General features: G+C 62.3%; 25 protein-coding genes. 15 read left to right on the forward strand and 10 right to left on the reverse strand.

Features of this window, described 5'->3' with window-relative positions; all coding sequences use genetic code 11:
- The 4 genes from B7X90_RS10050 to B7X90_RS18365 all read left to right on the forward strand — a co-directional run.
- The coding region (locus tag B7X90_RS10050; protein ID WP_292624096.1) for a S1 RNA-binding domain-containing protein at positions 1-546 on the forward strand (546 nt) is incomplete at its 5' end.
- 211 nt (positions 547-757) lie between these two features.
- Positions 758-1,522: a hydroxyacylglutathione hydrolase gene (gene gloB, locus B7X90_RS10055; RefSeq protein WP_292624098.1), complete on the forward strand. Its 765-nt coding sequence runs from the start codon at positions 758-760 to the stop codon at positions 1,520-1,522.
- A gap of 44 nt (positions 1,523-1,566) precedes the next feature.
- Positions 1,567-2,592, forward strand: a complete 1,026-nt coding sequence (locus B7X90_RS10060; RefSeq protein WP_292624100.1) for a LacI family DNA-binding transcriptional regulator — start codon at positions 1,567-1,569, stop codon at positions 2,590-2,592.
- Positions 2,589-2,756, forward strand: a complete 168-nt coding sequence (locus tag B7X90_RS18365; protein ID WP_366409680.1) for a type II toxin-antitoxin system ParD family antitoxin — start codon at positions 2,589-2,591, stop codon at positions 2,754-2,756. The genes B7X90_RS10060 and B7X90_RS18365 overlap by 4 nt, the downstream gene beginning before the upstream one ends.
- Positions 2,757-2,909: 153 nt before the next feature.
- On the opposite strand, the gene B7X90_RS10065 is transcribed toward B7X90_RS18365, so the two are convergent.
- The 8 genes from B7X90_RS10065 to B7X90_RS10100 form a co-directional block, all read right to left on the reverse strand.
- Positions 2,910-3,461, reverse strand: a complete 552-nt coding sequence (locus tag B7X90_RS10065) for a hypothetical protein (protein WP_292624102.1) — start codon at positions 3,459-3,461, stop codon at positions 2,910-2,912.
- Positions 3,454-3,948: an ATPase gene (locus B7X90_RS10070; protein ID WP_292624104.1), complete on the reverse strand. Its 495-nt coding sequence runs from the start codon at positions 3,946-3,948 to the stop codon at positions 3,454-3,456. Before B7X90_RS10070 ends, B7X90_RS10065 begins: the two co-directional genes overlap by 8 nt.
- 76 nt (positions 3,949-4,024) lie before the next feature.
- Complete coding sequence (locus tag B7X90_RS10075) at positions 4,025-4,252, reverse strand: F0F1 ATP synthase subunit C (RefSeq protein ID WP_011444975.1); 228 nt, start codon at positions 4,250-4,252, stop codon at positions 4,025-4,027.
- 45 nt (positions 4,253-4,297) lie between these two features.
- Positions 4,298-5,080, reverse strand: a complete 783-nt coding sequence (locus tag B7X90_RS10080; RefSeq protein ID WP_292624120.1) for a F0F1 ATP synthase subunit A — start codon at positions 5,078-5,080, stop codon at positions 4,298-4,300.
- Between the two features lie 39 nt (positions 5,081-5,119).
- Positions 5,120-5,440 (reverse strand): AtpZ/AtpI family protein, encoded by a 321-nt coding sequence (locus tag B7X90_RS10085; protein ID WP_292624121.1) that lies wholly within the window; start codon positions 5,438-5,440, stop codon positions 5,120-5,122.
- Between the two features lie 169 nt (positions 5,441-5,609).
- The gene (locus tag B7X90_RS10090) at positions 5,610-6,008 is read right to left on the reverse strand and encodes a YdbL family protein (protein ID WP_292624122.1); all 399 of its coding nucleotides are present in this window, start codon (positions 6,006-6,008) and stop codon (positions 5,610-5,612) included.
- 29 nt (positions 6,009-6,037) lie between these two features.
- Positions 6,038-6,292 carry a YnbE family lipoprotein gene (locus B7X90_RS10095; protein ID WP_292624123.1) on the reverse strand — a complete coding sequence of 85 codons (255 nt, stop codon included), beginning with the start codon at positions 6,290-6,292 and terminating at the stop codon, positions 6,038-6,040.
- Positions 6,289-9,534, reverse strand: a complete 3,246-nt coding sequence (locus tag B7X90_RS10100) for a YdbH domain-containing protein (protein WP_292624124.1) — start codon at positions 9,532-9,534, stop codon at positions 6,289-6,291. Before B7X90_RS10100 ends, B7X90_RS10095 begins: the two co-directional genes overlap by 4 nt.
- Positions 9,535-9,620: 86 nt before the next feature.
- Between B7X90_RS10100 and radC the strand changes: the two genes are divergently transcribed.
- A complete protein-coding gene (radC, locus tag B7X90_RS10105; RefSeq protein ID WP_292624126.1) occupies positions 9,621-10,358 on the forward strand; it encodes a DNA repair protein RadC in 738 nt (245 codons plus the stop codon).
- On the opposite strand, the gene B7X90_RS10110 is transcribed toward radC, so the two are convergent.
- Positions 10,359-10,484 carry an entericidin A/B family lipoprotein gene (locus tag B7X90_RS10110; RefSeq protein ID WP_292624127.1) on the reverse strand — a complete coding sequence of 42 codons (126 nt, stop codon included), beginning with the start codon at positions 10,482-10,484 and terminating at the stop codon, positions 10,359-10,361.
- A 145-nt stretch (positions 10,485-10,629) separates the two neighbouring features.
- Here B7X90_RS10110 and B7X90_RS10115 point away from each other — a divergent pair, with 145 nt between their 5' ends.
- The 7 genes from B7X90_RS10115 to B7X90_RS10145 all read left to right on the forward strand — a co-directional run bounded on the left by B7X90_RS10115 (position 10,630) and on the right by B7X90_RS10145 (position 17,001).
- Complete coding sequence (locus tag B7X90_RS10115; RefSeq protein ID WP_292624129.1) at positions 10,630-12,513, forward strand: acyltransferase family protein; 1,884 nt, start codon at positions 10,630-10,632, stop codon at positions 12,511-12,513.
- Between the two features lie 83 nt (positions 12,514-12,596).
- The gene (gene purB, locus B7X90_RS10120; RefSeq protein ID WP_292624131.1) at positions 12,597-13,913 is read left to right on the forward strand and encodes an adenylosuccinate lyase; all 1,317 of its coding nucleotides are present in this window, start codon (positions 12,597-12,599) and stop codon (positions 13,911-13,913) included.
- Positions 13,914-13,981: 68 nt separating this feature from the next.
- A complete protein-coding gene (locus tag B7X90_RS10125; protein WP_292624132.1) occupies positions 13,982-14,296 on the forward strand; it encodes a lipopolysaccharide assembly protein LapA domain-containing protein in 315 nt (104 codons plus the stop codon).
- Positions 14,293-14,967, forward strand: a complete 675-nt coding sequence (gene pyrF, locus B7X90_RS10130; RefSeq protein ID WP_292624134.1) for an orotidine-5'-phosphate decarboxylase — start codon at positions 14,293-14,295, stop codon at positions 14,965-14,967. The genes B7X90_RS10125 and pyrF overlap by 4 nt, the downstream gene beginning before the upstream one ends.
- A 4-nt stretch (positions 14,968-14,971) precedes the next feature.
- Positions 14,972-15,475, forward strand: coding sequence for a GNAT family N-acetyltransferase (locus B7X90_RS10135; protein WP_292624137.1), 504 nt, complete (start codon positions 14,972-14,974; stop codon positions 15,473-15,475).
- Between the two features lie 70 nt (positions 15,476-15,545).
- Positions 15,546-16,298, forward strand: a complete 753-nt coding sequence (locus B7X90_RS10140; RefSeq protein WP_292624139.1) for an SIMPL domain-containing protein — start codon at positions 15,546-15,548, stop codon at positions 16,296-16,298.
- A 70-nt stretch (positions 16,299-16,368) separates the two neighbouring features.
- A complete protein-coding gene (locus tag B7X90_RS10145; RefSeq protein ID WP_292624141.1) occupies positions 16,369-17,001 on the forward strand; it encodes a phosphoribosylanthranilate isomerase in 633 nt (210 codons plus the stop codon).
- 73 nt (positions 17,002-17,074) lie between these two features.
- On the opposite strand, the gene B7X90_RS10150 is transcribed toward B7X90_RS10145, so the two are convergent.
- Complete coding sequence (locus B7X90_RS10150; protein WP_292624143.1) at positions 17,075-17,536, reverse strand: hypothetical protein; 462 nt, start codon at positions 17,534-17,536, stop codon at positions 17,075-17,077.
- 374 nt (positions 17,537-17,910) lie between these two features.
- On the opposite strand from B7X90_RS10150, the gene trpB reads away from it, so the two are divergent.
- Genes trpB through trpA form a run of 3 tightly spaced genes read left to right on the forward strand, consistent with a single transcriptional unit; the run spans position 17,911 to position 20,358 of the window.
- The gene (gene trpB / locus B7X90_RS10155) at positions 17,911-19,125 is read left to right on the forward strand and encodes a tryptophan synthase subunit beta (protein ID WP_292624145.1); all 1,215 of its coding nucleotides are present in this window, start codon (positions 17,911-17,913) and stop codon (positions 19,123-19,125) included.
- Positions 19,126-19,168: 43 nt separating this feature from the next.
- Complete coding sequence (locus B7X90_RS10160; RefSeq protein WP_292624147.1) at positions 19,169-19,558, forward strand: DUF559 domain-containing protein; 390 nt, start codon at positions 19,169-19,171, stop codon at positions 19,556-19,558.
- Complete coding sequence (gene trpA, locus B7X90_RS10165) at positions 19,558-20,358, forward strand: tryptophan synthase subunit alpha (protein WP_292624149.1); 801 nt, start codon at positions 19,558-19,560, stop codon at positions 20,356-20,358. The genes B7X90_RS10160 and trpA overlap by 1 nt, the downstream gene beginning before the upstream one ends.

The following is a 20,358-nucleotide window of genomic DNA, read 5'->3' on the forward strand; positions in this document are numbered from 1 at the left end:
ATCGGTCTGGACGGCGACGTGGACGGCATGGTCCACATGTCGGACATCGCATGGGGCATCTCGGGCGAAGACGCGCTGGCGCTGCACCGCAAGGGCGAGGAAGTCTCGGCCGTGGTTCTCGACGTGGACGTCGAGAAGGAACGCATCAGCCTTGGCATGAAGCAGCTTGAAAAGGGTGCTCCGGCTGCTGGCGGCACTTCGGCTGCTGCTGCAGGTTCGCTGCGTCGCGGCGAAGTCGTCACCGTCACCATCCTTGAAGTCCGCGATGGCGGCCTTGAAGTGCAGGCTGGCGAAGACGGCGCAACCGGCTTCATCAAGCGTTCGGATCTGGGCCGCGACCGTGACGAACAGCGTCCCGACCGCTTCCAGGTTGGCCAGAAGCTCGATGCGATGGTCACCGGCTTCGATCGTTCGAAGAAGCCGAACTTCTCGGTCAAGGCGCGTCAGCTCCATGAAGAGAAGGAAGCGGTGGAACAGTACGGTTCCTCGGATGCCGGCGCTTCGCTGGGCGACATCCTTGGTGCGGCGCTGAAGGCTCGCTCGTAAGAGCGCGCGTCCCCGCCCTTCGGCTGGCCGGAAGGCCGGCCGCTCAGGGTAAACTGCCCGAAGGGCAGGCGGGGACCTCAGGCCACCAAGCGCCACGCCGACTGAGGCCCCCGCCTTCGCGGGGGAGCGGTTGGTAAGATTATGCAAGGCCCGCTCGGAGCAATCCGGGCGGGCTTTTGCTTTGTGGCGCGCACGGCGCTAAGCTGGGGGCATGACGCTACAAATCCACCAGTTCGCGTGCCTGTCCGACAACTACGGCTTCCTCGTGCATGACCCTGCGAGCGGGGAAACGGCGTGCATCGATACGCCCGATGCCGATGCCTACTTGCGCGAGGCCGAGGCGAAAGGGTGGCGGATCACGCAAATCTGGAACACCCACTGGCATCCTGATCATGCAGGCGGGAATGAGGCCATCAAGGCTGCAACGGGGTGCATAATCGTGGCTCCCGCCAGAGATGCGGCGAAGATTGCGGGCGTGGACCGGGCGGTGGCGCAGGGCGATGTGGTGGGGCTTGGAGCTTACTCGGCGCACGTAATCGATGTGGGCGGGCATACGCTGGGGCACATTGCCTATCATGTGCCAGAGGCGGCCATGGCGTTTGTGGGGGATGCGCTGTTTCCACTGGGCTGCGGGCGCATGTTTGAAGGCACGCCGGAGCAATTCTGGGCGAGCCTTGCGCGGTTGAAGGCTTTGCCTGCGGAGACGACGCTCTACAGCGCGCATGAGTATACGCAGGCCAACGCGCGGTTTGCGGTGTTTGCTGACCCTGACAATGAAGCGCTGGTCGCCTATGCAGATAAGGTGGAGGACAAGCGCGTGCGGGGGGAGTGGACGGTGCCGACGACGCTGGGGGCAGAGCTTACCGCCAATCCGTTCCTGCGGGCAGATGATCCCGAAATGGCAGCGCGGTGGGGTGGTTCTTCACCGGTCGAAACATTTGCCGCACTGCGCCTTGCCAAGGACACTTTCCGCTGACGCTGTTCCTGCTAAGGACAAGCTGACCCGGGGGACGTAATTTGGTGAATGACAGGAAGATCATCCGCGTAACGTCGTTCGACGTGGCCGAGGCGGCAGGCGTCAGCCAGTCCACCGTTAGCCGCGCGCTGGCCGGTGATACGTCCATCAGCGAGCCTACGCGGCAGCGCGTGATCGAGGCGGCGCGGCGGCTGAACTATCAGGTGGACGAGAATGCGGCGCGGCTGCGGCGCGGGCGGACGGGCACGCTGGCAGTGGTGATGATCTGTCGTGAGGCGCAGGACCGCAAGGACATCAACCCGTTCTATTTCTCGCTGCTGGGAAGCACTTGCGCGGCGGCATCGGCGCGCGGGTATGAAACGCTGGTGGCGTTTCAGGATGCGCCGGAGAACTTCTGGGGGCACTTTCAGGAGCGGCGCAAGGCCGACGGCATGATCGTGATCGGCACGACCACCAACACCAAGGCGTGGGACTATTTCGGCGACATGCCGCAGGGCACGCACTGGACCTGCTGGGGATCGCCCGACAACGAAATGCCGTGGGTGCGCAGCGACAACCTTTCGGGCGCGACGCTGGCGACGCGGCACCTGCTGGTGCGCGGGTATCAGAAGATCGTGTGCATCGGCTCTGCCACATCGCCGCAGCGGCAGTTTCAGGAACGCTATGAAGGCTATGCCGAGGCAATGCGCTCCGCCGGGCTGGAACCACGCCTGCAGCAGGTGGACAGCGGGCTGGCGCGCGAGGAGCAAGGGCGACTTGCAGCGATTGCCTTGGCCGAAAGCGGCGAGCCGTTTGACGCAATCTTTGCGGTATGTGACGAAATGGCGCTGGGCGCGCTGAAGGAACTGACCTTGCGGGGCTATGCCATCCCGGATCAGGTGGGCATCATCGGCTTCGACGGCATCCGCGCAGGCGCATGGTCCACCCCTCCCCTCACCTCGATCGAGCCGGACTTCCAGATGGCCGGCGCGCTGCTGGTGGAGCAGTTGCTGGCGAAAATCAACGGGACCGAAGGGTCGGGGCGGCGCGTGCCGGTTAGGCTGGTGATCCGGGGGTCTACGCGGGCGTGACGGACAAGGACGCACAATGTCGTGAAGAGCACGCTGCGAAAGTGCGTACGCTTGAGCGAGCCCTTATTGAGGGAGAGCAGTCAGGCGAGCCTCAACCGTTCGACTTCGATGAGTTCTTGGCACGCAAGAATCGGGAATGGAATAGCGAGCGCCGTTCCCGCTGACGCAGTTCATGTGCACCGCAGTCGCAATAGAGGCTTTTGTCGCTGCCAACCCTTGTTCCGCAGGCGCAATCCATATCAGAAAAACAAAACCCCTCCCGGCGCTAACCGGAAGGGGTCTTGTGTTCTTTCAGCCCTGACGCGCGGGTTAGCGGATCAGTTTACCAGACCGGCAATGGCGCCATCGACCAGCGCCTTGTCGGCTCCGGCGGAGTGGTTCTTAGCGATCAACTGGCGAGCTGCGGCGGTTGCGGCTTCGGCGGCCTTGGCGCGCAGGTCATCGATGGCGGCGCGTTCGGCGGCGGCGATTTTGTCGGACGCCATCTTTTCGCGGCGGGTGATGGTCATGGCAGCGTCGGCTTCGGCCTTCGCGACGATCGCGGCGGCTTCGGTCTTGGCGTGTTCGACCATCGAGGCCGCGTCTTTTTCGGCGTTGGCGATCTTGGCGGCGTATTCGGCGCGCAGCTTTTCGGCTTCGGCGCGGAGCACCTTGGCTTCATCGAGCTGCTTGCGGATCGCATTGATCTGTTTGTCGAGACCACCGACGATCAGGCCCGGAACCTTCTTGTAAACAAGAATGCCCAGAAACACGATCATCGCAAGGGCTGCCCATGCGCCTGGCCCGAGGCCCAGCGCAGAAGGTTCGACGTGGTGTTCGGCAGCGGCGCCGTGTTCCACCACCGCAGTGGTTTCAACCGGATTAGCCATGCGCAAGAACTCCCTTCACGGCGGCGCGCGCTTCGTCGGCAGGGATCGACAGACCGGCGATGCGGCTTGCGATATCCTGCGCGGCTTCGGCGGCCACGCCTTCCACTTCACCCAGCGCGGCAGCGCGGGCGGCGGCGATACGGGCTTCGGCAGCAGTCACGGTCTCGTCAATACGAGCCGCAGCGACGGCGAGGCTGGCTTCGGTAGCCTTGGCCGCGTCTGCCTTGGCAGCAGCGATCACGGCCTGAGCCGAAGCACGCTGCTGGTTGGCCTGGACGCGCCATGCCTCTTCCTGCGCATCGGCGGCGGCGCGTGCGGCTTCGGCAGCGGCAAGGTCGTCGGCGATTTGCTTGTCGCGGCCATCCATCGTGGAAACGACCTTGGGCAACATGCCCCGGCCGATCACGAAGAAGATGATGCCGAAAAACACCAGCAACCAGAAAACCTGGCTGGCATAAGTGCTGGCAAGCTGTTCAATCTGAGGCATCGCGGGTGTCCGGGCGTCAGGCGGCCGGGGCGAACCCCGGCCATCAGTTCAACAATCTATGAAGTTCGCTTACCGATCAGGCAACGAAGATCAGGATCATCGCGACGACGAACGAAAGCAGGCCCAGAAGTTCAGCAGCAGCAAAGCCGATGAACAGACGGCCCTGCTGGCCATCAGCAGCACCGGGGTTGCGCAGCGCGCCTTCGAGGAACTTGGCAAACACGTTGCCCACGCCGAGCGAGGCAAGACCTGCACCAACAGCGGCGAGACCGGCTCCGAGCAGCTTTGCGCTTTCTGCGTCCATGTCAAAAACTCCTTTTCAATCCGTCTGGATAAATGTTGCGGGTTATTAGTGAAGGTTCTCGGCGTCGTTCAGATAGACGCAGGTGAGCAGGGCAAAGACATAAGCCTGAATGCCAGCCACCAGAAGTTCCAGCGCACAAATGCCGATCATCAGCAGGAAGCTGGGAACAGCGGCGAGGAAGAAGATGCCCACCCCGGCATTGGTGCCGGAGATGACGAAGCCTGAGAGCACTTCGAGCAGCACGTGCCCGGCCATCATCGCCACGAAGAGACGCAGGCCAAGGCTGAACGGACGCACCATGAACGAGATCAGCTCAATCGGGAAAATGATCGGGATCATCAGAACCGGCGTACCGTGCGGCACGAAGAGGGAGAAGAAATGCAGACCATGCTTGGCAAAGCCGACGATCAGCACGATAGCAAAACTCATGATCGCCAGCACGCCGGTGACCGTGAAGTGGCTGGTCGAGGTGAACGGGTGAACCCCGAACAGCGCCAGCGGCATCAGGCCGAGCATGTTGGCAAACAGGATGAACGCGAACAGCGAGAAGACATACGGCAGGTACTTGCGGCCAGCCTTGCCAATGTTAGCCATCAGCAGGTTGTCAACAAAGCCTGTCAGCCCCTCAACCGCCATCTGCCAGCGGCCGGGCACGAGCTGGCGCTTGGCACCACCGGCCACGAAGACCACAAGCACGGCAGTGGTGATCGCCATCCACAACGCCGAATTGGTGAACGCGATGTTGTAACCACCGATGGCCCAGTTCTCGGTCCCAAAAAGGGTCTCGATGGTGAACTGGTGAACCGGATCGACCTTGCCTTCGGCCACGCGCAAAACCCCGTATCACTCGAATACAACAACAGCGCCCTATTCGGGGCGCCGGCTCGAAATTCGGATGATGTTGCGGAAGGCCACGATGACCCCCATGAACAACATCACCAACAACCCCCAAGGGCTTGTTCCGGCAAACTGGTCAATGACCCAGCCGATGAACGCGCCGCCTGCAAGACCCCCGATCAGTTCCGCCAGCACACGGTTGCCCAAGCGATAGTTCGCATCGGTTTCCCCGCCTGCCTTTGGCCGGTTGCGCTCTTCTTCCCGCTCTCGAAGGGCTTTCAGCCGCTTGTCGAGCGCGTCGATCCGCGCATCCTCACCGATAGGTTCGATCCCGGACGGTTCATCACTCATGCCATTCTCCTGTCAGTTGCCCGACCAAAAGTGCAGCATAAACGACGGGTGACCGCCGAGGGCGCCGCCCCCTTAGGCGGGGGGTAGTTTTGAGTCAACCGTCACAAACCGTGTCTGATCCAAGGTATGAGTGCAAAAGCGAACGCCCTCCCGTATGCGGAAATTCGGCTTATGGACAGCGCGAATCGCGCAGCGGGGGACCGTTACCGCGCGTCTGCCATGAACCGTCGGGGGCCTGGTACTTTTCGCCAGGTTTCGTCTGGGCGATGAGCAGGCAGCCCGACGTGAGCGCGTATTCTTCCACGGTTGCCTTGTTGGCCTGCGCCTTCTCGGCGTAGACAGCTTTGCGCTTGATGTTGATGTCTTCAACCACGGCGCGCAACGCAGGAGCCGCCGGGGTGACATATCCCAGATAGCCGTCCATTTTTTCGCCCACCTGCCCTGCGGCGCGCGCGGCGGAGTAGGCAGGGTCGCGGTTTTGCGCGGCGGCCGGCACAGCTATCGCACTCAGCATCAGGCCGGTGGCGGCCAGTGCGGCGAGGCTCTTGCGCATTGAAACCTTGGTCATCGTTTCCGTCCTCAAACCTTCCGGTCGCATCAGAAGATGTCCGGGTTGCTCTCGATCGTGGCGTTCGCGTCTTGGGCGAGCCGGTACACGACCTCCTGCTTGATGTTGATGTTGAGTTCGATCACGATCGGCTTGTCCGGTGCGTTCACCGAAATGCAGCCGGCCATTGCCAAAGCCCCCATCAGCGGCAGCGCGAGCAGGGCGCGTTGCCTGAATTTTGATCCGTTCCCCATGCGCCTGTTCGTTGCAGGGTTCGCGGATCGGGTCAATTCCGGGTTCCTCATGGCATGTTTCCGCTTTCTGCAGGCTGAATATTGGGCTGTGCGCCGGGAAGGACTATGACCGGGGTGCCGCCGGGGCGCACTCCGTTTCCGAAACGCTGGAGCGCGCGGCCCTGTGCATCGACGAGACCCAGAGTGCGCGGGTCCTTGACGAAGGCCGGATCGTACATCGCCTTGAACGACGTCATGATCTGATAGAACGGCGCGCGGATGTTGACGTTGAACTGGATCGGCAGGTTGGCGACCTGCTTGGTGATGAAGTTGCTTTTGGTGCCAGCGCCTTGTTTCACCCCGTCGAACTTTACGTTCGTCACGATGTCGCCCTCAAGATCGCCGCGCATGGCGATGGCCATAGTCTTGTAGTCGAGCGATTTGAGCGCATCGAAGGCAAAGTTGGCCATTGCGCCCATGTTCTCATACGTCAGTGCGCCGACATAGGACACGTTGCCTCCCGGCGCGCGGGACAGCAGTGTACCTTCCTCGATCCGGCCGCCGTTGGCATCGAACACAAGCGGAAACTGGCCGTCGAAAATGCCGGTGGCTGATAAGTTCCCCAGTTCCATCTTTTCGATGAACTTGGCCGCATCGATGCCTTTCACGGTCATCGTGTAGCGCCGCGCTTCGGCGATACCGAGACGCAAGTCTGTGGGTTCGAGCACCAGCGTGCCGTTGAGGAACGGCCAGCGTGCATCGTGCAGGCGCAGGACCTGATCGGGCAGCAGCGTGAGGTCGATCACGCCTTCGTTCACTTCGATGCCGGGATTGATCGAGGCGACGGTGACTTTCTGGTGCGGCGCGCTGACCATGCCGAGCAGGTCAGTGAATTCGATGCGGCCCTTGAGGCCTTTGGCCGGGCCGAAGGCGGCGGCCAGGTCCATGTTTTCGGTGCCGAAGTTGCCGGTGCTGGTGACCGTGCGCGGATTCCAGTCGATGCGACCGGTGCCGTTAACCTTGCCTTCGACATTGGCGACAACACCGAGCGCGAGACGGGTGAGATCGGCAGGTTGGAAGCCCTTGTCGAACACCAGATTGGGCACAGCAAGATCGGCGTGGCCGGTGCCGGAGTTCAGATCGTGGCGGATTGATGCGGAACCGACCTCACGCAAGGTCTTTGCTTCGCGCAGCAAGGCGTTGGCGACAATGCGATTGTCGGCCAACGTGAGGGTGGCGCCATCGCTGCGCAGCTTTTCGAAACGCGCAGGATCGAGCCGGTCGGTCAGGTCAAAGCCAGCGCCGGTGAGCGTAAGCGCGCCATCGGCAAAGCGCCACTGGCCCGAGGCATTGGCTAGGTTTAGCGGGACCGCTGCGAGGCTGGCCTCAACACCGCCGAAGTTGCCGGTAAAGTCCTTGCCCAGTTGCGCATCAAGATCAGCGAGGCGGAAGCGGGACGCAGTATCGGGTGGGCCGAGGGTGACATCGACCGCCTTGGCGTTGAGCGTTCCGGGCCATGCGAAGCCGACTGCACCGGTTTTTACGCTGAGTGGGGAATCGCCCAGACGGCCGGTAAGTTCGAGCGCCGTGGTTCCGGCAGCGAGACGCAAGCCGTTTGCACCATTGCGCACGATGGCCGAACCGCCCGGTGGACAGAGCGCGAGGGTGTTGCCGTCCACCGCGACGCTGCCAAGCGTCAGGCGATCGAAACGCGCGTTGACGCAGTGTTTCCACAGTGCGAGATCGCCGCGCGCACCGTAGCTGCCGTTAACAGGCAGGACGAGGTTTTGCACGGAACCGCCGGGAATCGCGCCGGAAACCTGTGCCGTGCCGGAAAAGCCCAGCGAGCCATCGGGCACTTGCGCGATCATCATTTCAGGTATCGCGAGCGAGCCACCTTCGGCACGCCACGGCGCAAGAGTAAGGCGGAAAAGGGCCTGCCCGGCACGGCCACGCTCCATACGCCCGGCGATGCGCGGCAGGCCAGCGCCGCCGGTGGTGATGTTGCCTGCAAGCAGAGGTGGCCCGTCATTGCTGGCGCTGGCAATCTGGAAACGTGAAAGCGCGAGTAAGTCCTGCCCGCTGCCGCCGGTCAGGCGCGCCTGTGGCACAACGACCGAGAGAGCATCGCCATTGCGGCGCAGGGTAACTTCGCCCGTGAGGCGGCTGCCGCGCTCTTCCCGCGTCAGGCTGCGGCGCATTTGCGCGAGCATCGGGGCGACCAGCGTCCCGTTGGCGCTACGTTGGGCGGAATCGAGGGCAGCGGTGAGCGCTGTGCCCTGACGCAGCCCTTCCCCCTGCAACGCGCCACGGAATTCCGCCTTGCTTAGCGAATCGCGGGCACGGATCGCGCCTTCCACACCTAGCAGGCCAAAGCGGACACCTTGGCTGGCAACACTGCCCGCGTTGGCCTCGACCCGCCCGGTTAGCGCGCCGTCGCGCAAGGCGAGGCGGGTGTCGAGCGCGAGTGATTCGGCAGTCAGGCCGGGGAAGGACAGCTTTTGCCCGCGTAAGGCCGCATTGCCAGTCAGGCCTGCAAAGTCCTTGTCGGCACGGACATCGAGTTGTGCGGTCATCGGGCCGCTGCGGGCTCCGCCTTCACAAACAAGGCTTGCCAGCCGCAATGGGCCGGTGAGCGACGGTTGTTCCTTGCGAACGGCTATCGTGCCGAACAGCCTTGCCTGATCGGCCTTGCACCCGGACAGGGCAAGCGCGGGTGCGCTGGCGGCCAACGTGCCGGTGAAACCGTCCTGCAAAGCGCCCTGCCCTTCGAGCGACAAACCGACTTTGCCATAGTCGGTGAGCATCAAGCCGCGCCCGTCCTCGATGGTTAGGTCAAGCTTGGGCAAGGCGAAGGGCGCGCTGTCGGTTTTGGGCGCGAACAGCACTTTGTCGAGCGCGCCAAAGTTCAACTTTCCGTCGAGATACTGGCCATAAAGCCTTGGGCGGACGAGCGTTACGCCACCGATGTATGGCGCTCCCCAGCGATAGCGGATCGATACCAAAACCCGCTCGACAGTCAGGTCGGGTCGCCGAGGATCGCCGACGACGAGATTCTTCAGAATCTGCTGGCCGGGGCCGATGCTTTCGATCTCGTACGTCGCGGGCAGGCCATAGGCGGCGAGTTGGCCGACGATGATTCGGTCGGCCAGCCGTTCCTTCGAAAGCCACAAGCCGCCGCCCGCCACCGCCAGCACGGCAAGCGCAGACAGCCCCGCCCGACGCCACTTGCGCGAACGCATCGGCGCAGGATCGATGCCGTCCTCGACCTTGGGCACGGCGCCGGATTCCGCCATTTCGAAACGATCTGCCATTGGCCCCCTTCTTGCGCACTCCCTCGGCTTGGGCAATGCACGGCGTTGAACGCGCGAGCCCCTTTTCGGTGCCCGCAAGGGATTGCATGGCCGACCAGACCCGACTCTTTCCTGAACAGGACTCTGCAAAGGGCGGAAAAACGTCATTCGATGGCGCGGACCCCAGCGGCCATCGCGCAAGGTTGCGCAAACGACTGCTGGAAGGCGGTGACGATGCGCTGGCCGACCATGAAGTGATTGAATACCTGCTGATGGTGGCGCGCCCGCGCATCGATACGAAACCGATTGCACGCTCGCTGGTGCAGCGCTTCGGGAGCCTTGCAGGGGTTCTGAATGCCGATCCACAGGCACTGGCACTGCATCCGAACATGGGTGAGACGAGCGCGGCAGCGTTGCACATCGTGGCGCTGGCCGCGCGGCGTCTGGCAAGGACCACGGTGCGCGAGCAGCCCGTGCTGTCAAACTGGCAGGCGCTGCTGGACTATCTGCACATCGATATGGCGCACCTGAACGTGGAGCGGGTGCGCGTGTTGTATCTCAACACGCAGAACATGCTGATTCTCGATCATCTGGTGGGTGATGGCACGCTGGACGAAAGCCCGATCTATACGCGTGAGGTTGTGAAAAAGGGCCTCGACGTGGGCGCAGCGGCAATGATCCTTGTCCACAACCACCCCTCCGGCTCACCCCAGCCGAGCCGTGCGGACATTCAGGTCACGCAAAAGATCATGGAAGCGGCGCGCCTGATGGGCATGACCGTGCACGATCATATCATCATCGGCCGCGAGGGGCATACTTCGCTGAAGGCCAAAGGGCTGATCTGATCAGATGGCCCTTTGGCCAGCCTTACCAACCGATTCGATATCACGGCCAAGGCCTTTGACCGTGTTGCAGCCAGCAAGCACGATTGAAAGTCCGAGCGCGGCGATGACCAGAACGTTGCGAACCATCTGAAAGCTCCTGAATAGCGTATGTTGAAGCGCTTATCGCGGGACGACCCGGTGCGCAATTGCTGTGCCGAGCGGGGCATCAGCCGGTTGCGCGCCCTGCAAGGTTCCGCCACTGTGCGGGCGATGGGGCATTGGCGGGCGGCAGTTGCAATACAGGGGTGAAATCGAAGGGCTGCGCGCGCTCGCGGTGATTCCGGTCGTGCTGTTTCACGCCTGGATGCCGGGCCTTGGCGGCGGCTTTGCCGGGGTGGACGTATTCTTCGTGATCAGCGGATACCTGATCACGCGCACGATACTGGACGAACAAGCACAGGAACGCTTCACCCTGCGCCGCTTCTATGAACGGCGCGCAAGGCGTATCTTGCCTGCGCTGTTCCCTGTGCTGCTGGTCAGCCTGCTGCTGGCTTGGGCAACGATGACCCCTCCTGATTTCCGCAAGTTTTCGCAGAGCATGGTCGCCAGCGCCATCTTTGCAGCCAACATGCTGTTCGCGCAAAAGACCAGCTACTTCGACGATGACGAAGGCTTTGCCCCGCTCCTGCATTTGTGGACGCTCAGCGTGGAGGAGCAGTTCTACATTGTTTTTCCGCTCCTGGTGGTGGGCCTGCTGCTGATGGGTCGGCGCTTCCCGGCCAAGAGGGGCCGTGTGTTGTCAGCGGTCTTTGTCATGCTGGCCCTAGCGTCGTTTGCCAGCGGCTTGCTCCTGCGGACAAGCGATCCCTCATTGGCCTTCTTCGCGCTGTTGACGCGAGCGTGGGAACTGCTTGTCGGTTCAATTTGTGCGGTAGTGCCAGCGACGCGAACGCGGGGGTGGGTAGCGCTCGCCGGATTGGCGATGATCATGACAGGCTATGCGCTGGTTGATCCATCAACGACGCCGGGATGGCTGATGCTGCTGCCAGTAATTGGTGCAGCGCTGGTGTTGCAGCACGCTTCTGCCGAAAACCTGGCGGGAAAAGTGCTGAGCCTTGCGCCGCTGACGGCCATAGGCGCAGCGTCCTATGGCATCTATCTCTGGCACAACCCGCTGCTGGCTACGCTCGACTATGTTTGGCTCGGTTATCCTCCGATCTGGGTCACGGGCGGCACTGTTGCGCTTGCAGTGTTTCTGGGGTTCATGTCGCTTCGCTTCATTGAACGACCGGTGCGCAGCGGTCAGCTTTTTCGCAATCCGATGATGCTTGTGACAGGCTGCTGTGTGATGCTTGCCTTGGTGGTCCTGCCGGGGCTTGCCGGGCATTTGCGCTGGCTCAAGCCGCGCAGCGCCCCGGTCAGCGAAGCACTGGGCAACATTCCACCGCCGGGGGACAGAGTCTGGGAAGTGATCCCGACCGGAAAGTCACCGCTGAACTTCGTGGTCTTTGGCGACAGCTTCGCCCGCCAGTACTTCCCGGCGCTGAACGGCCGCTATGGCAATGGCGCAGTCTTTACCGCGCCGGGATGCCTTGCCCTGCCAGGCCTCAGCAACTTCAACGACCGTTCCGAGGCCGCGCTGGATTGTGCAAGCCGCCCTGGCCGACTGGCGCAGCTCGTGCGCGAGCGACAGATCGGCGCGGTGATCTGGGCACAGCGCTGGAAGGTTGAGATGTACGAAACCGGATCATTGCAAAGCGTGGGCCAATCCACGAGTCAGGGCTGGCAGGCGATGCGCCGGGGGATAGCGCAAGTGCGCGCCTCTCTGCCGCCCGAAACGCGCCTGATCATCATCGGCAGTACCCCCACTGCCATGGCGGCCGGCGATCCGATGGAGGGGGGCTATGTGCGCTGCCTTGCTTTCATCAACGTGACGTGCGCTTCAACGTTTCCGCGTGCGCTGGCCGAGAGTCAGGGCATCAATCCCCTTCTGGCCAAAACAACGCAAGAATTGCCGAACACGCGATTTTTCGACCCGGCGCAAGTGCTGTGCGACGATCGGACCTGCACCCTAAGGCAACAAGGCAAGGCGATATATCACGACTGGACACACTTGACCGACTTTGGTGCACAGACTGTGGTGCAGCGATTCGTGCAGGAAAATCCCACATTCTGAATCAAGGCTCTGGCGTCTTGCCCCTTGCCATAAAGCGCCCCCTTCCCTAGCCGCACCGCGCACCCATTATACTGGAGTCGAACATGGTCCCCCGCTACGCCCGCCCCGCGATGACCGCGATCTGGGAACCTGAAGCCCGCTATCGCATCTGGTTCGAGATCGAAGCGCACGCCACCGAAAAGCTGGGCGAATTGGGCGTAGTGCCGCCGAGCGGCGCCAAGGCGCTGTGGGATTGGTGGGCGACAAACCCGACCATCGACGTTGCGGCAATTGACGCGATCGAAGCGGTGACCAAGCATGACGTCATCGCTTTTCTGGACTGGGTGGCGCAACAGGTAGGGCTGGAAGCGCGCTTTATGCATCAGGGCATGACCAGCTCTGACGTGCTGGACACAACGCTCAGCGTGCAACTTGCCCGCGCATCCGACCTGCTGCTGGCCGACATCGATGCGCTGTTGGAAGCGATCAAGCGCCGCGCCTTTGAACACAAGTACACGCCCACCATCGGCCGCAGCCATGGCATTCATGCCGAGCCCACGACGTTCGGCAAGAAGCTCGCCGAAGCCTATGCCGAATTCACCCGCTGCCGGGCGCGCCTTGTTGCTGCGCGGGCGGAAGTGGCGACGTGCGCAATTTCGGGCGCGGTGGGGACTTTTGCGAATATCGATCCTTCCGTTGAGGAATATGTTGCCGAGAAGCTGGGACTTGAGGTTGAGCCGGTATCAACGCAGGTTATCCCGCGCGATCGCCACGCGATGTACTTTGCAACGCTGGGTGTGATTGCCAGCAGCATCGAGCGACTTGCCGTGGAAGTCCGCCATCTGCAGCGCACCGAAGTGCTTGAAGCTGAGGAATACTTCTCGCCCGGCCAGAAAGGCTCGTCGGCCATGCCGCACAAGCGCAATCCGGTGCTGACCGAGAACCTGACCGGGCTTGCGCGCATGGTGCGCTCCGCCGTCACTCCGGCGCTGGAAAACGTGGCCTTGTGGCATGAGCGCGACATTTCGCACTCATCGGTTGAGCGCTTCATCGGCCCGGACGCGACCATCACGCTGGACTTCGCGCTGGCGCGCCTCACCTCGGTAATCGACAAGCTGCTGGTCTACCCCGAGCGGATGCAGAAGAACCTCGACAAGATGGGCGGCCTTGTCCACTCGCAGCGCGTACTGCTGGCGCTGACGCAGGCCGGGCTTGAGCGTGATGCATCCTACCGACTGGTGCAGCGCAACGCGATGAAGGTCTGGGAATCGGATGGCCAGCTTTCGCTGATGGAACTGCTCAAGGCAGACCCTGAAGTGGCGGCCGTGCTGACGGCGGAGCAGATCAAGGACAAGTTCAACCTCGACTACCACTTCAAGGGCATCGACACGATCTTTGCGCGAGTGTTTGGAGAGGCCTGAGGACTCGCCAAGCGCGGCAACCTGTCTTAAGCATTGCTGAAGGACGGGCTGCTCACGGAGCGAAAGGCATGACTATGCTGCGCACGATTTTCTGGGTTCTCGTCGTGGCCGTGCTGGCCGCATTTACGGCTGCCAACTGGCAACCGGTCGAAGTGCGTATCTGGGAAGGCCTGCTGCTGGAAACGCGGCTTCCCGCACTGGTGATCCTCGCGTTCCTGCTGGGACTGGTGCCAACATGGCTGCTGTACCGCGCCACGCGCTGGCGGTTGCTTCGGCGCATTTCCAATCTGGAGACGCAGTTGAGCGTCAAGGCTGCACCTTCTCTTTCATCCACCCATCTGGACGCGGCCCAGTCTTCTGAGATCAAAAGCGAGACCCTGTGAGCAACCCGATCTACCTTGCCCTCGACCTTCCCCGCCTCGATGCGGCAATCGCGCTTGCCCAGAAGGTCAAAAGCCACGTCGGCGGCCTTAAGCTGGGGCTGGAATTCTTCTGCGCGCATGGGCACCACGGTGTGCACGAGATGGCGAAGGTCGGCCTGCCGATCTTTCTCGACCTGAAACTGCACGATATTCCGAACACGGTGGCGGGCGCGATGCAATCCATCCACGTGCTGGAACCCGCCATCGTCACCGTCCATGCCAGCGGCGGGCGCGCGATGATGGAAGACGCAAAGGCTGCGGCGGGCGAACATTGCAAGGTCGTTGCCGTCACTGTGTTGACGAGCCTTGACGATGCCGACATGGGTGCGATGGGCATAGGTGGTTCGGCCTATGATCAAGCGCTGCGACTTGCCGATCTGGCGCAGGAAGCCGGGCTGGACGGGATTGTGTGTTCGGGGCACGAAGTGGGCGCGATCCACAAGCGTTGGAAGAACGGATATTTCGTAGTGCCAGGCCTGCGCCCCGCCGATGGCAAGCTGGGCGACCAGAAGCGCTCGGTCACGCCGCGTGCCGCGCGTGATGCCGGGGCGAGTGTCCTCGTCATCGGACGCCCCATCACCCGTGCAGAAGACCCGGTTGCCGCTGCCCGCGCCATCGAAGGCACGCTTTGATTCGATGATCCGCTTTGCGCTTGCCAAAGCCGCTGATGTCCCGCGCCTGCGTGCGCTCGTGGAACGTGCTTATCGCGGAGATACCGCCAAGCAGGGCTGGACGCACGAGGCCGACCTGCTCGACGATGAACGTACCAACGATGGTGAACTCGCCGAAGCGATTGCCAATGAAAGGGTGCGGGTGTTGCTTGCCGAAATCGGCGGCAAGCTGGCGGGAACAGTAACAATCCGCGATGTTGGTGACGGTCGCGCCTACCTCGGCATGTTGTGTGTCGATCCCGAACTTCAAGCCGCTGGCCTTGGCCGCGCGCTCATTGCCGATGCAGAGGATATGGCAAAGGAGGCGTTCGACGCAAAGATCATCGAAATGACCGTCATTGATGCACGCGCCGATTTGATCGCCTACTACGAGCGGCGTGGCTATTCGCGCAGCGGTGAGACGCGCGCCTTTCCGAACAGTGGCTTCAGCCACTTGCGCATGGCCGTGCTGGAACGAAGCCTGCGCTGAACGGTTCATCGCCCTGTAACGTCACTGCGCACACTTGGACAGCAATGGCATTTACCGGAGACACTCCCACATGAAGCGCAAGTTCCTTTTCGCAGCCGCCCTTGCGGCGCTTACCCCTTTGGCAGCACAGGCACAGGTCATGTCTTCAGGTCCAGTCGTTGGCGCAGGCAATACGTTGCTGAACATCGCAGCCGAAGGAAAATCCACCCGCACGCCCGATCTGGCGGTGTTCAATGCGGGCGTCACAACCCAAGGCAAGACGGCAGGCGAAGCGCTGACCGAGAACGCTCAGCGGATGACGTCCGTGATCGCTGCATTGCGCAAAGGCGGCATTGCTGAGCGTGACATCCAGACCAGCAACCTGTCGGTCAATCCTGTCTATGGCCAACCGAAGCGTCTGGCTGATGGCTCGATCGAAGAGCGCGATCCTGTGATTGTCGGCTATCAGGCTACCAATCAGGTCTCGGTTCGCCAGCGTAAGCTGGACCAATATGGCAAGGTGATCGACACGCTGGTGGCGGCAGGCGCAAATCAGGTGAACGGACCCAGCTTCCAGATCGACTCACCCGATGCTGCGATGGACGAAGCACGGCTCGAAGCGATGAAGACGGCGCGGGCACGCGCTGATCTCTATGCTAGGGCCGCAGGCCTGCGTGTGGTGCGCGTCCTTTCGATCAGCGAAAACGCTGGTTGGTCGCCTCCGCAGCCGCAGGCCATGTTCGCAAGGGCCGAAATGGCATCGGCGCCCAAGTCCTCGCCCGTGGCGGCGGGCGAGTTGGAAATGACCGTCACAGTCAACGTCAGCTACGAACTGGCGAACTGAGGCCGAATTGAACCGGGCGATTTGACAGGGGCGGCGCGTTCCCCGTAACGCGCCGCCTATGCTCGGACCCATGATCAAGATTTGCGGGGTTACCACCCGCGAGGCACTGGATGCCACAATTGGCGCGCAGGCGAGCCATGTCGGGTTCAACTTCTTCCCCCCTTCCCCGCGTTTCTTGAAGCTGGCCAATGCGCCTGCGCTGGCCGCACAAGCTGAGGGCCGCGTTACACGTGTGGGCGTGTTCGTTGATGCCAACGATGCCTTCATCGCCGATGCCGTGGTGGCCGCACGGCTCGATGCGATCCAACTGCACGGCAAGGAAACGCCGACGCGGTCAGCCGCATTGCGCGCGCAATTTGGCAAGCCTGTGTGGAAAGTCATTTCGGTGGCCGGACCGGGTGATGTGGCAAAGGCCAACGCTTATGCCGATGCTGCAGATTTCATCCTGTTCGATGCCAAAACGCCCAAGGGCGCGGCCCTGCCCGGTGGACTGGGGCTGGTGTTCGACTGGAATTTGCTGAAGGCCTACAAGGGACCACTGGGATGGGGCCTTGCCGGTGGGCTTGCCCCGGGCAACGTGGCCGATGCGGTGCGAGGCACGGGGACAGCGCTGGTCGACGTTTCTTCCGGCGTGGAAAGCGCGCCGGGCGTGAAGGACGCCGAACGGATTCGCACCTTCTGCTTCAACGCGCGCAACGTCTGATCCTCATAAAAAACGGGCGGCCTCACAAAGAGACCGCCCGCCTTCAATTCCAATCGTGCGTGGAGACGCGCTATCAGAACTTCACGCCAAGGCCGACAAGCGCGGCATCGGTATCCGTGAAACCAGCCTGTTCAGGGAAGAAGTGGCGGTATTCAGCCTTTGCATAGAACTTGCCGAACGAGTGCTGGTAACCAGCGCCGACCGACCATGCACCTTCGCAACCGTCGCAGTTTTCGGTGTTGTAGCCGCCGATGGCATAGAGCTTGCCAGCGTCACCAAGCTTCGCGCCAGCGCGGGCAGCAAAACCGAAGGTCACCTGCGTGCCATCGGTGAGCAGCTTGTCAGCCGAAACTTCACCACCGGCGAACGCGGTTTCACCAAGATCGAAATCGTAGCCAGCGGCCACGCCAGCTAGCTCTTCGCTGTCCGAGCTGTTCCACATGATACCGCCGCGTGCTTCGACGCGTGCTTCGTTGGCAAGTGCCGGGGTTGCCGCAACAAGCGAGGCGGCGAGAGAGATAAGAACCAGACGCATATTTTGTACTCCTGACTTTTTGGCCCCTTCTTTTCGAAGGTGGCGAGGCGTCAGGTAGGTTTGGTCCGGCGGGGTGACAATGACGAAAATCACTTCAAAAGCAGAACGCTGACAAAATGTGACAAGTCTGCAACATTAGCGACACTAACAATGGTAGTCACTTTTGAGATTTATTTGGCCATTACTGCAACGCAAGAAGGCGACCCCTTTCGGAGCCGCCTTCACGACGTTGCAAAGCCGCACTAGACTGCGGCATATTGCTGAAAGATGAACGGCACGTGCAGGTTTCCGCAATGCAGCATCTACCCCCTGCACCAAAGGTCCGGGCTTTGCAAATCTGGACTTTCCCGCGCGGCTCTGCCAAGCGCGGGCGCATGAACGCGCCAACTCCCAACAGCTTCCGCACACTGCCCGATGAACGCGGCCACTTCGGCCAGTTCGGCGGGCGTTACGTTGCCGAAACGCTGATGCCGCTGATCCTCGATCTGGAAGCCGAATACCGCAAGGCCAAGGCCGACCCGGCATTTCAGGCCGAGTTCGACGATCTGCTGGAACATTACGTGGGCCGCCCCAGCCCACTCTATTTCGCGCCCCGCATTACCGAAGAACTGGGCGGCGCGCAGATCTGGTTCAAGCGCGATGAACTGAACCACACCGGCGCGCACAAGATCAACAATTGCGTCGGCCAGATCCTGCTCGCCATGCGTATGGGAAAGACGCGGATCATCGCAGAAACCGGCGCTGGTCAGCATGGTGTCGCCACGGCCACGGTCTGCGCGCGCTTTGGCCTGCCTTGCGTGATCTTTATGGGCGCGACCGACGTGGCGCGTCAGGCGCCCAACGTGTTTCGCATGAAGCTGCTTGGCGCAGAAGTGGTGCCGGTAACGGCAGGCGCGGGCACGCTGAAGGACGCGATGAACGAGGCGCTGCGCGACTGGGTGGCGAACGTGCACAACACGTTCTACATCATCGGCACCGCCGCCGGGCCGCACCCCTATCCCGAAATGGTCCGCGATTTCCAGAGCGTGATCGGCAAGGAAGCGCGCGTCCAGATGATGGAGCGCACTGGCCGCCTGCCCGATGTGCTGGTGGCCGCCATCGGCGGCGGATCGAACGCCATCGGCCTGTTCCACCCGTTCCTCGATGACCCAAGCGTCAAGATGCTCGGCGTCGAAGCGGCAGGGCATGGGCTGGACAAGGAACATGCCGCGTCGCTCGCAGGCGGACGCCCCGGCATTCTCCACGGCAACAAGACTTACCTGCTGCAGGACGAGGACGGCCAGATCACCGAAGGCCACTCGATCTCGGCGGGCCTCGACTATCCCGGCATCGGGCCTGAGCATTCATGGCTCAAGGAAATCGGCCGCGTGGACTATACCTCGGTGACCGACAAGGAAGCGCTCAACGCATTCCAGCTGCTCTGCCGCACCGAAGGCATCATCCCCGCGCTGGAACCCGCCCACGCGATCGCAGCGGTCCAGAAGCTGGCGCCGACGATGGACAAGGACCAGATCATCCTCGCCAACCTGTGCGGACGGGGCGACAAGGACATCTTCTCGGTTGCGGAGCATCTGGGGGTTTCGCTGTGATTTAGCCCTCTCCCCTTCAGGGGAGAGGGTTGGGAGAGGGGAAATGCGCGACGTTCGCCTTACGGAATTCGCCCGCGAAAACCGCAAGGCCATGTCTGAACCGGAAACGCGCATCTGGCTTGCGTTGCGGGCCGAGCGGTTTCAAGGCGTGAAGTTCCGAAGGCAGAAGGTTATCGGGCGCTACATCGCCGATTTCGCTGCCAACGAACCCAAGATTATGGTGGAAATCGATGGCCACACGCATGACATTGATGACCCGCGCGACGCAGCCAGAACGAAATACTTGAACGAACGCGGTTACCACGTAATCCGTTTCACGAATGGCGATGTTATGACGAACCTTGAAGGCGTGTTGATGATGCTTTCCGTGGCGCTGGCAGCAGCGCGGAAGTCCCCTCTCCCAACCCTCTCCCCTGAAGGGGGGAGGGCTTGATGTCGCGCTTGGCTCAGGCCTTCGCCAAGGGGCGCCCCGCCCTCGTCACCTTCGTCACCGGCGGTGACCCAACGCCTGACGCCACCGCGTCCATCCTCGACGCACTCGTCGAAGGCGGCGCTGACGTGATCGAGCTTGGGATGCCTTTCACCGATCCGATGGCCGATGGCCCGGCGATCCAGTTGGCTAACTTGCGCTCACTCGGCGCAGGTACAACCACCGCCGCGATCTTCCGCATCGCCGCCGAATTCCGCGCACGCCACCCCGAAGTGCCGCTGGTGCTGATGGGCTATGCCAACCCGATGACCATTCGCGGGGCCGACTGGTTCGCCACCGAGTGCGTCAAGGCGGGCGTCGATGGCGTGATCTGCGTGGACATTCCGCCCGAGGAAGACCCTGAACTTGGCCCCGCCCTGCGCGACGCAGGCGTTTCGCTGATCCGCCTTGCCACACCAACCACCGACCATGCGCGGCTGCCCGCGGTGCTTGATGGCTCGTCAGGCTTCCTCTATTACGTTTCGGTCGCAGGCATCACCGGGATGCAGCAGGCCGCGCAAGCCTCGATTGACGAGGCGGTGGCGCGGATCAAGGCTTCGGCCACCATCCCCGTCGCGGTTGGCTTTGGCGTGCGTACGCCCGATCAGGCTGCGGCCATTGCCCGTGTCGCCGATGGCGTCGTCGTCGGCTCGGCGCTGGTGGATCTGGTTGCCAAGCATGGTACAGACGCTGCAGGCCCGGTGAAGGAACTCACCGCCGCACTGGCCGCTGCCGTCCACTCTGCCCGGAAGGGCGCATTTTAA

The sequence above is a fragment of the Novosphingobium sp. 17-62-19 genome (assembly GCF_002256775.1).
Classification (GTDB): Bacteria; Pseudomonadota; Alphaproteobacteria; order Sphingomonadales; family Sphingomonadaceae; genus Novosphingobium.

What these genes read in the sequence shown, in the direction of transcription:
- radC (WP_292624126.1), top strand. Translation starts at nt 9,621, where the DNA reads ATGGCCGACCAGACCCGACTCTTTCCTGAACAGGACTCTGCAAAGGGC.
- trpA (WP_292624149.1), top strand. Translation starts at nt 19,558, where the DNA reads ATGTCGCGCTTGGCTCAGGCCTTCGCCAAGGGGCGCCCCGCCCTCGTC.
- purB (WP_292624131.1), top strand. Translation starts at nt 12,597, where the DNA reads ATGGTCCCCCGCTACGCCCGCCCCGCGATGACCGCGATCTGGGAACCT.
- B7X90_RS10085 (WP_292624121.1), bottom strand. Translation starts at nt 5,440, where the DNA reads ATGAGTGATGAACCGTCCGGGATCGAACCTATCGGTGAGGATGCGCGG.
- B7X90_RS10140 (WP_292624139.1), top strand. Translation starts at nt 15,546, where the DNA reads ATGAAGCGCAAGTTCCTTTTCGCAGCCGCCCTTGCGGCGCTTACCCCT.
- B7X90_RS10150 (WP_292624143.1), bottom strand. Translation starts at nt 17,536, where the DNA reads ATGCGTCTGGTTCTTATCTCTCTCGCCGCCTCGCTTGTTGCGGCAACC.
- B7X90_RS10090 (WP_292624122.1), bottom strand. Translation starts at nt 6,008, where the DNA reads ATGACCAAGGTTTCAATGCGCAAGAGCCTCGCCGCACTGGCCGCCACC.
- B7X90_RS10145 (WP_292624141.1), top strand. Translation starts at nt 16,369, where the DNA reads ATGATCAAGATTTGCGGGGTTACCACCCGCGAGGCACTGGATGCCACA.
- B7X90_RS10160 (WP_292624147.1), top strand. Translation starts at nt 19,169, where the DNA reads ATGCGCGACGTTCGCCTTACGGAATTCGCCCGCGAAAACCGCAAGGCC.
- B7X90_RS10100 (WP_292624124.1), bottom strand. Translation starts at nt 9,534, where the DNA reads ATGGCAGATCGTTTCGAAATGGCGGAATCCGGCGCCGTGCCCAAGGTC.
- trpB (WP_292624145.1), top strand. Translation starts at nt 17,911, where the DNA reads ATGAACGCGCCAACTCCCAACAGCTTCCGCACACTGCCCGATGAACGC.
- B7X90_RS10110 (WP_292624127.1), bottom strand. Translation starts at nt 10,484, where the DNA reads ATGGTTCGCAACGTTCTGGTCATCGCCGCGCTCGGACTTTCAATCGTG.
- gloB (WP_292624098.1), top strand. Translation starts at nt 758, where the DNA reads ATGACGCTACAAATCCACCAGTTCGCGTGCCTGTCCGACAACTACGGC.
- B7X90_RS10075 (WP_011444975.1), bottom strand. Translation starts at nt 4,252, where the DNA reads ATGGACGCAGAAAGCGCAAAGCTGCTCGGAGCCGGTCTCGCCGCTGTT.
- B7X90_RS10065 (WP_292624102.1), bottom strand. Translation starts at nt 3,461, where the DNA reads ATGGCTAATCCGGTTGAAACCACTGCGGTGGTGGAACACGGCGCCGCT.
- B7X90_RS10095 (WP_292624123.1), bottom strand. Translation starts at nt 6,292, where the DNA reads ATGAGGAACCCGGAATTGACCCGATCCGCGAACCCTGCAACGAACAGG.
- B7X90_RS10125 (WP_292624132.1), top strand. Translation starts at nt 13,982, where the DNA reads ATGACTATGCTGCGCACGATTTTCTGGGTTCTCGTCGTGGCCGTGCTG.
- B7X90_RS10070 (WP_292624104.1), bottom strand. Translation starts at nt 3,948, where the DNA reads ATGCCTCAGATTGAACAGCTTGCCAGCACTTATGCCAGCCAGGTTTTC.
- B7X90_RS10135 (WP_292624137.1), top strand. Translation starts at nt 14,972, where the DNA reads ATGATCCGCTTTGCGCTTGCCAAAGCCGCTGATGTCCCGCGCCTGCGT.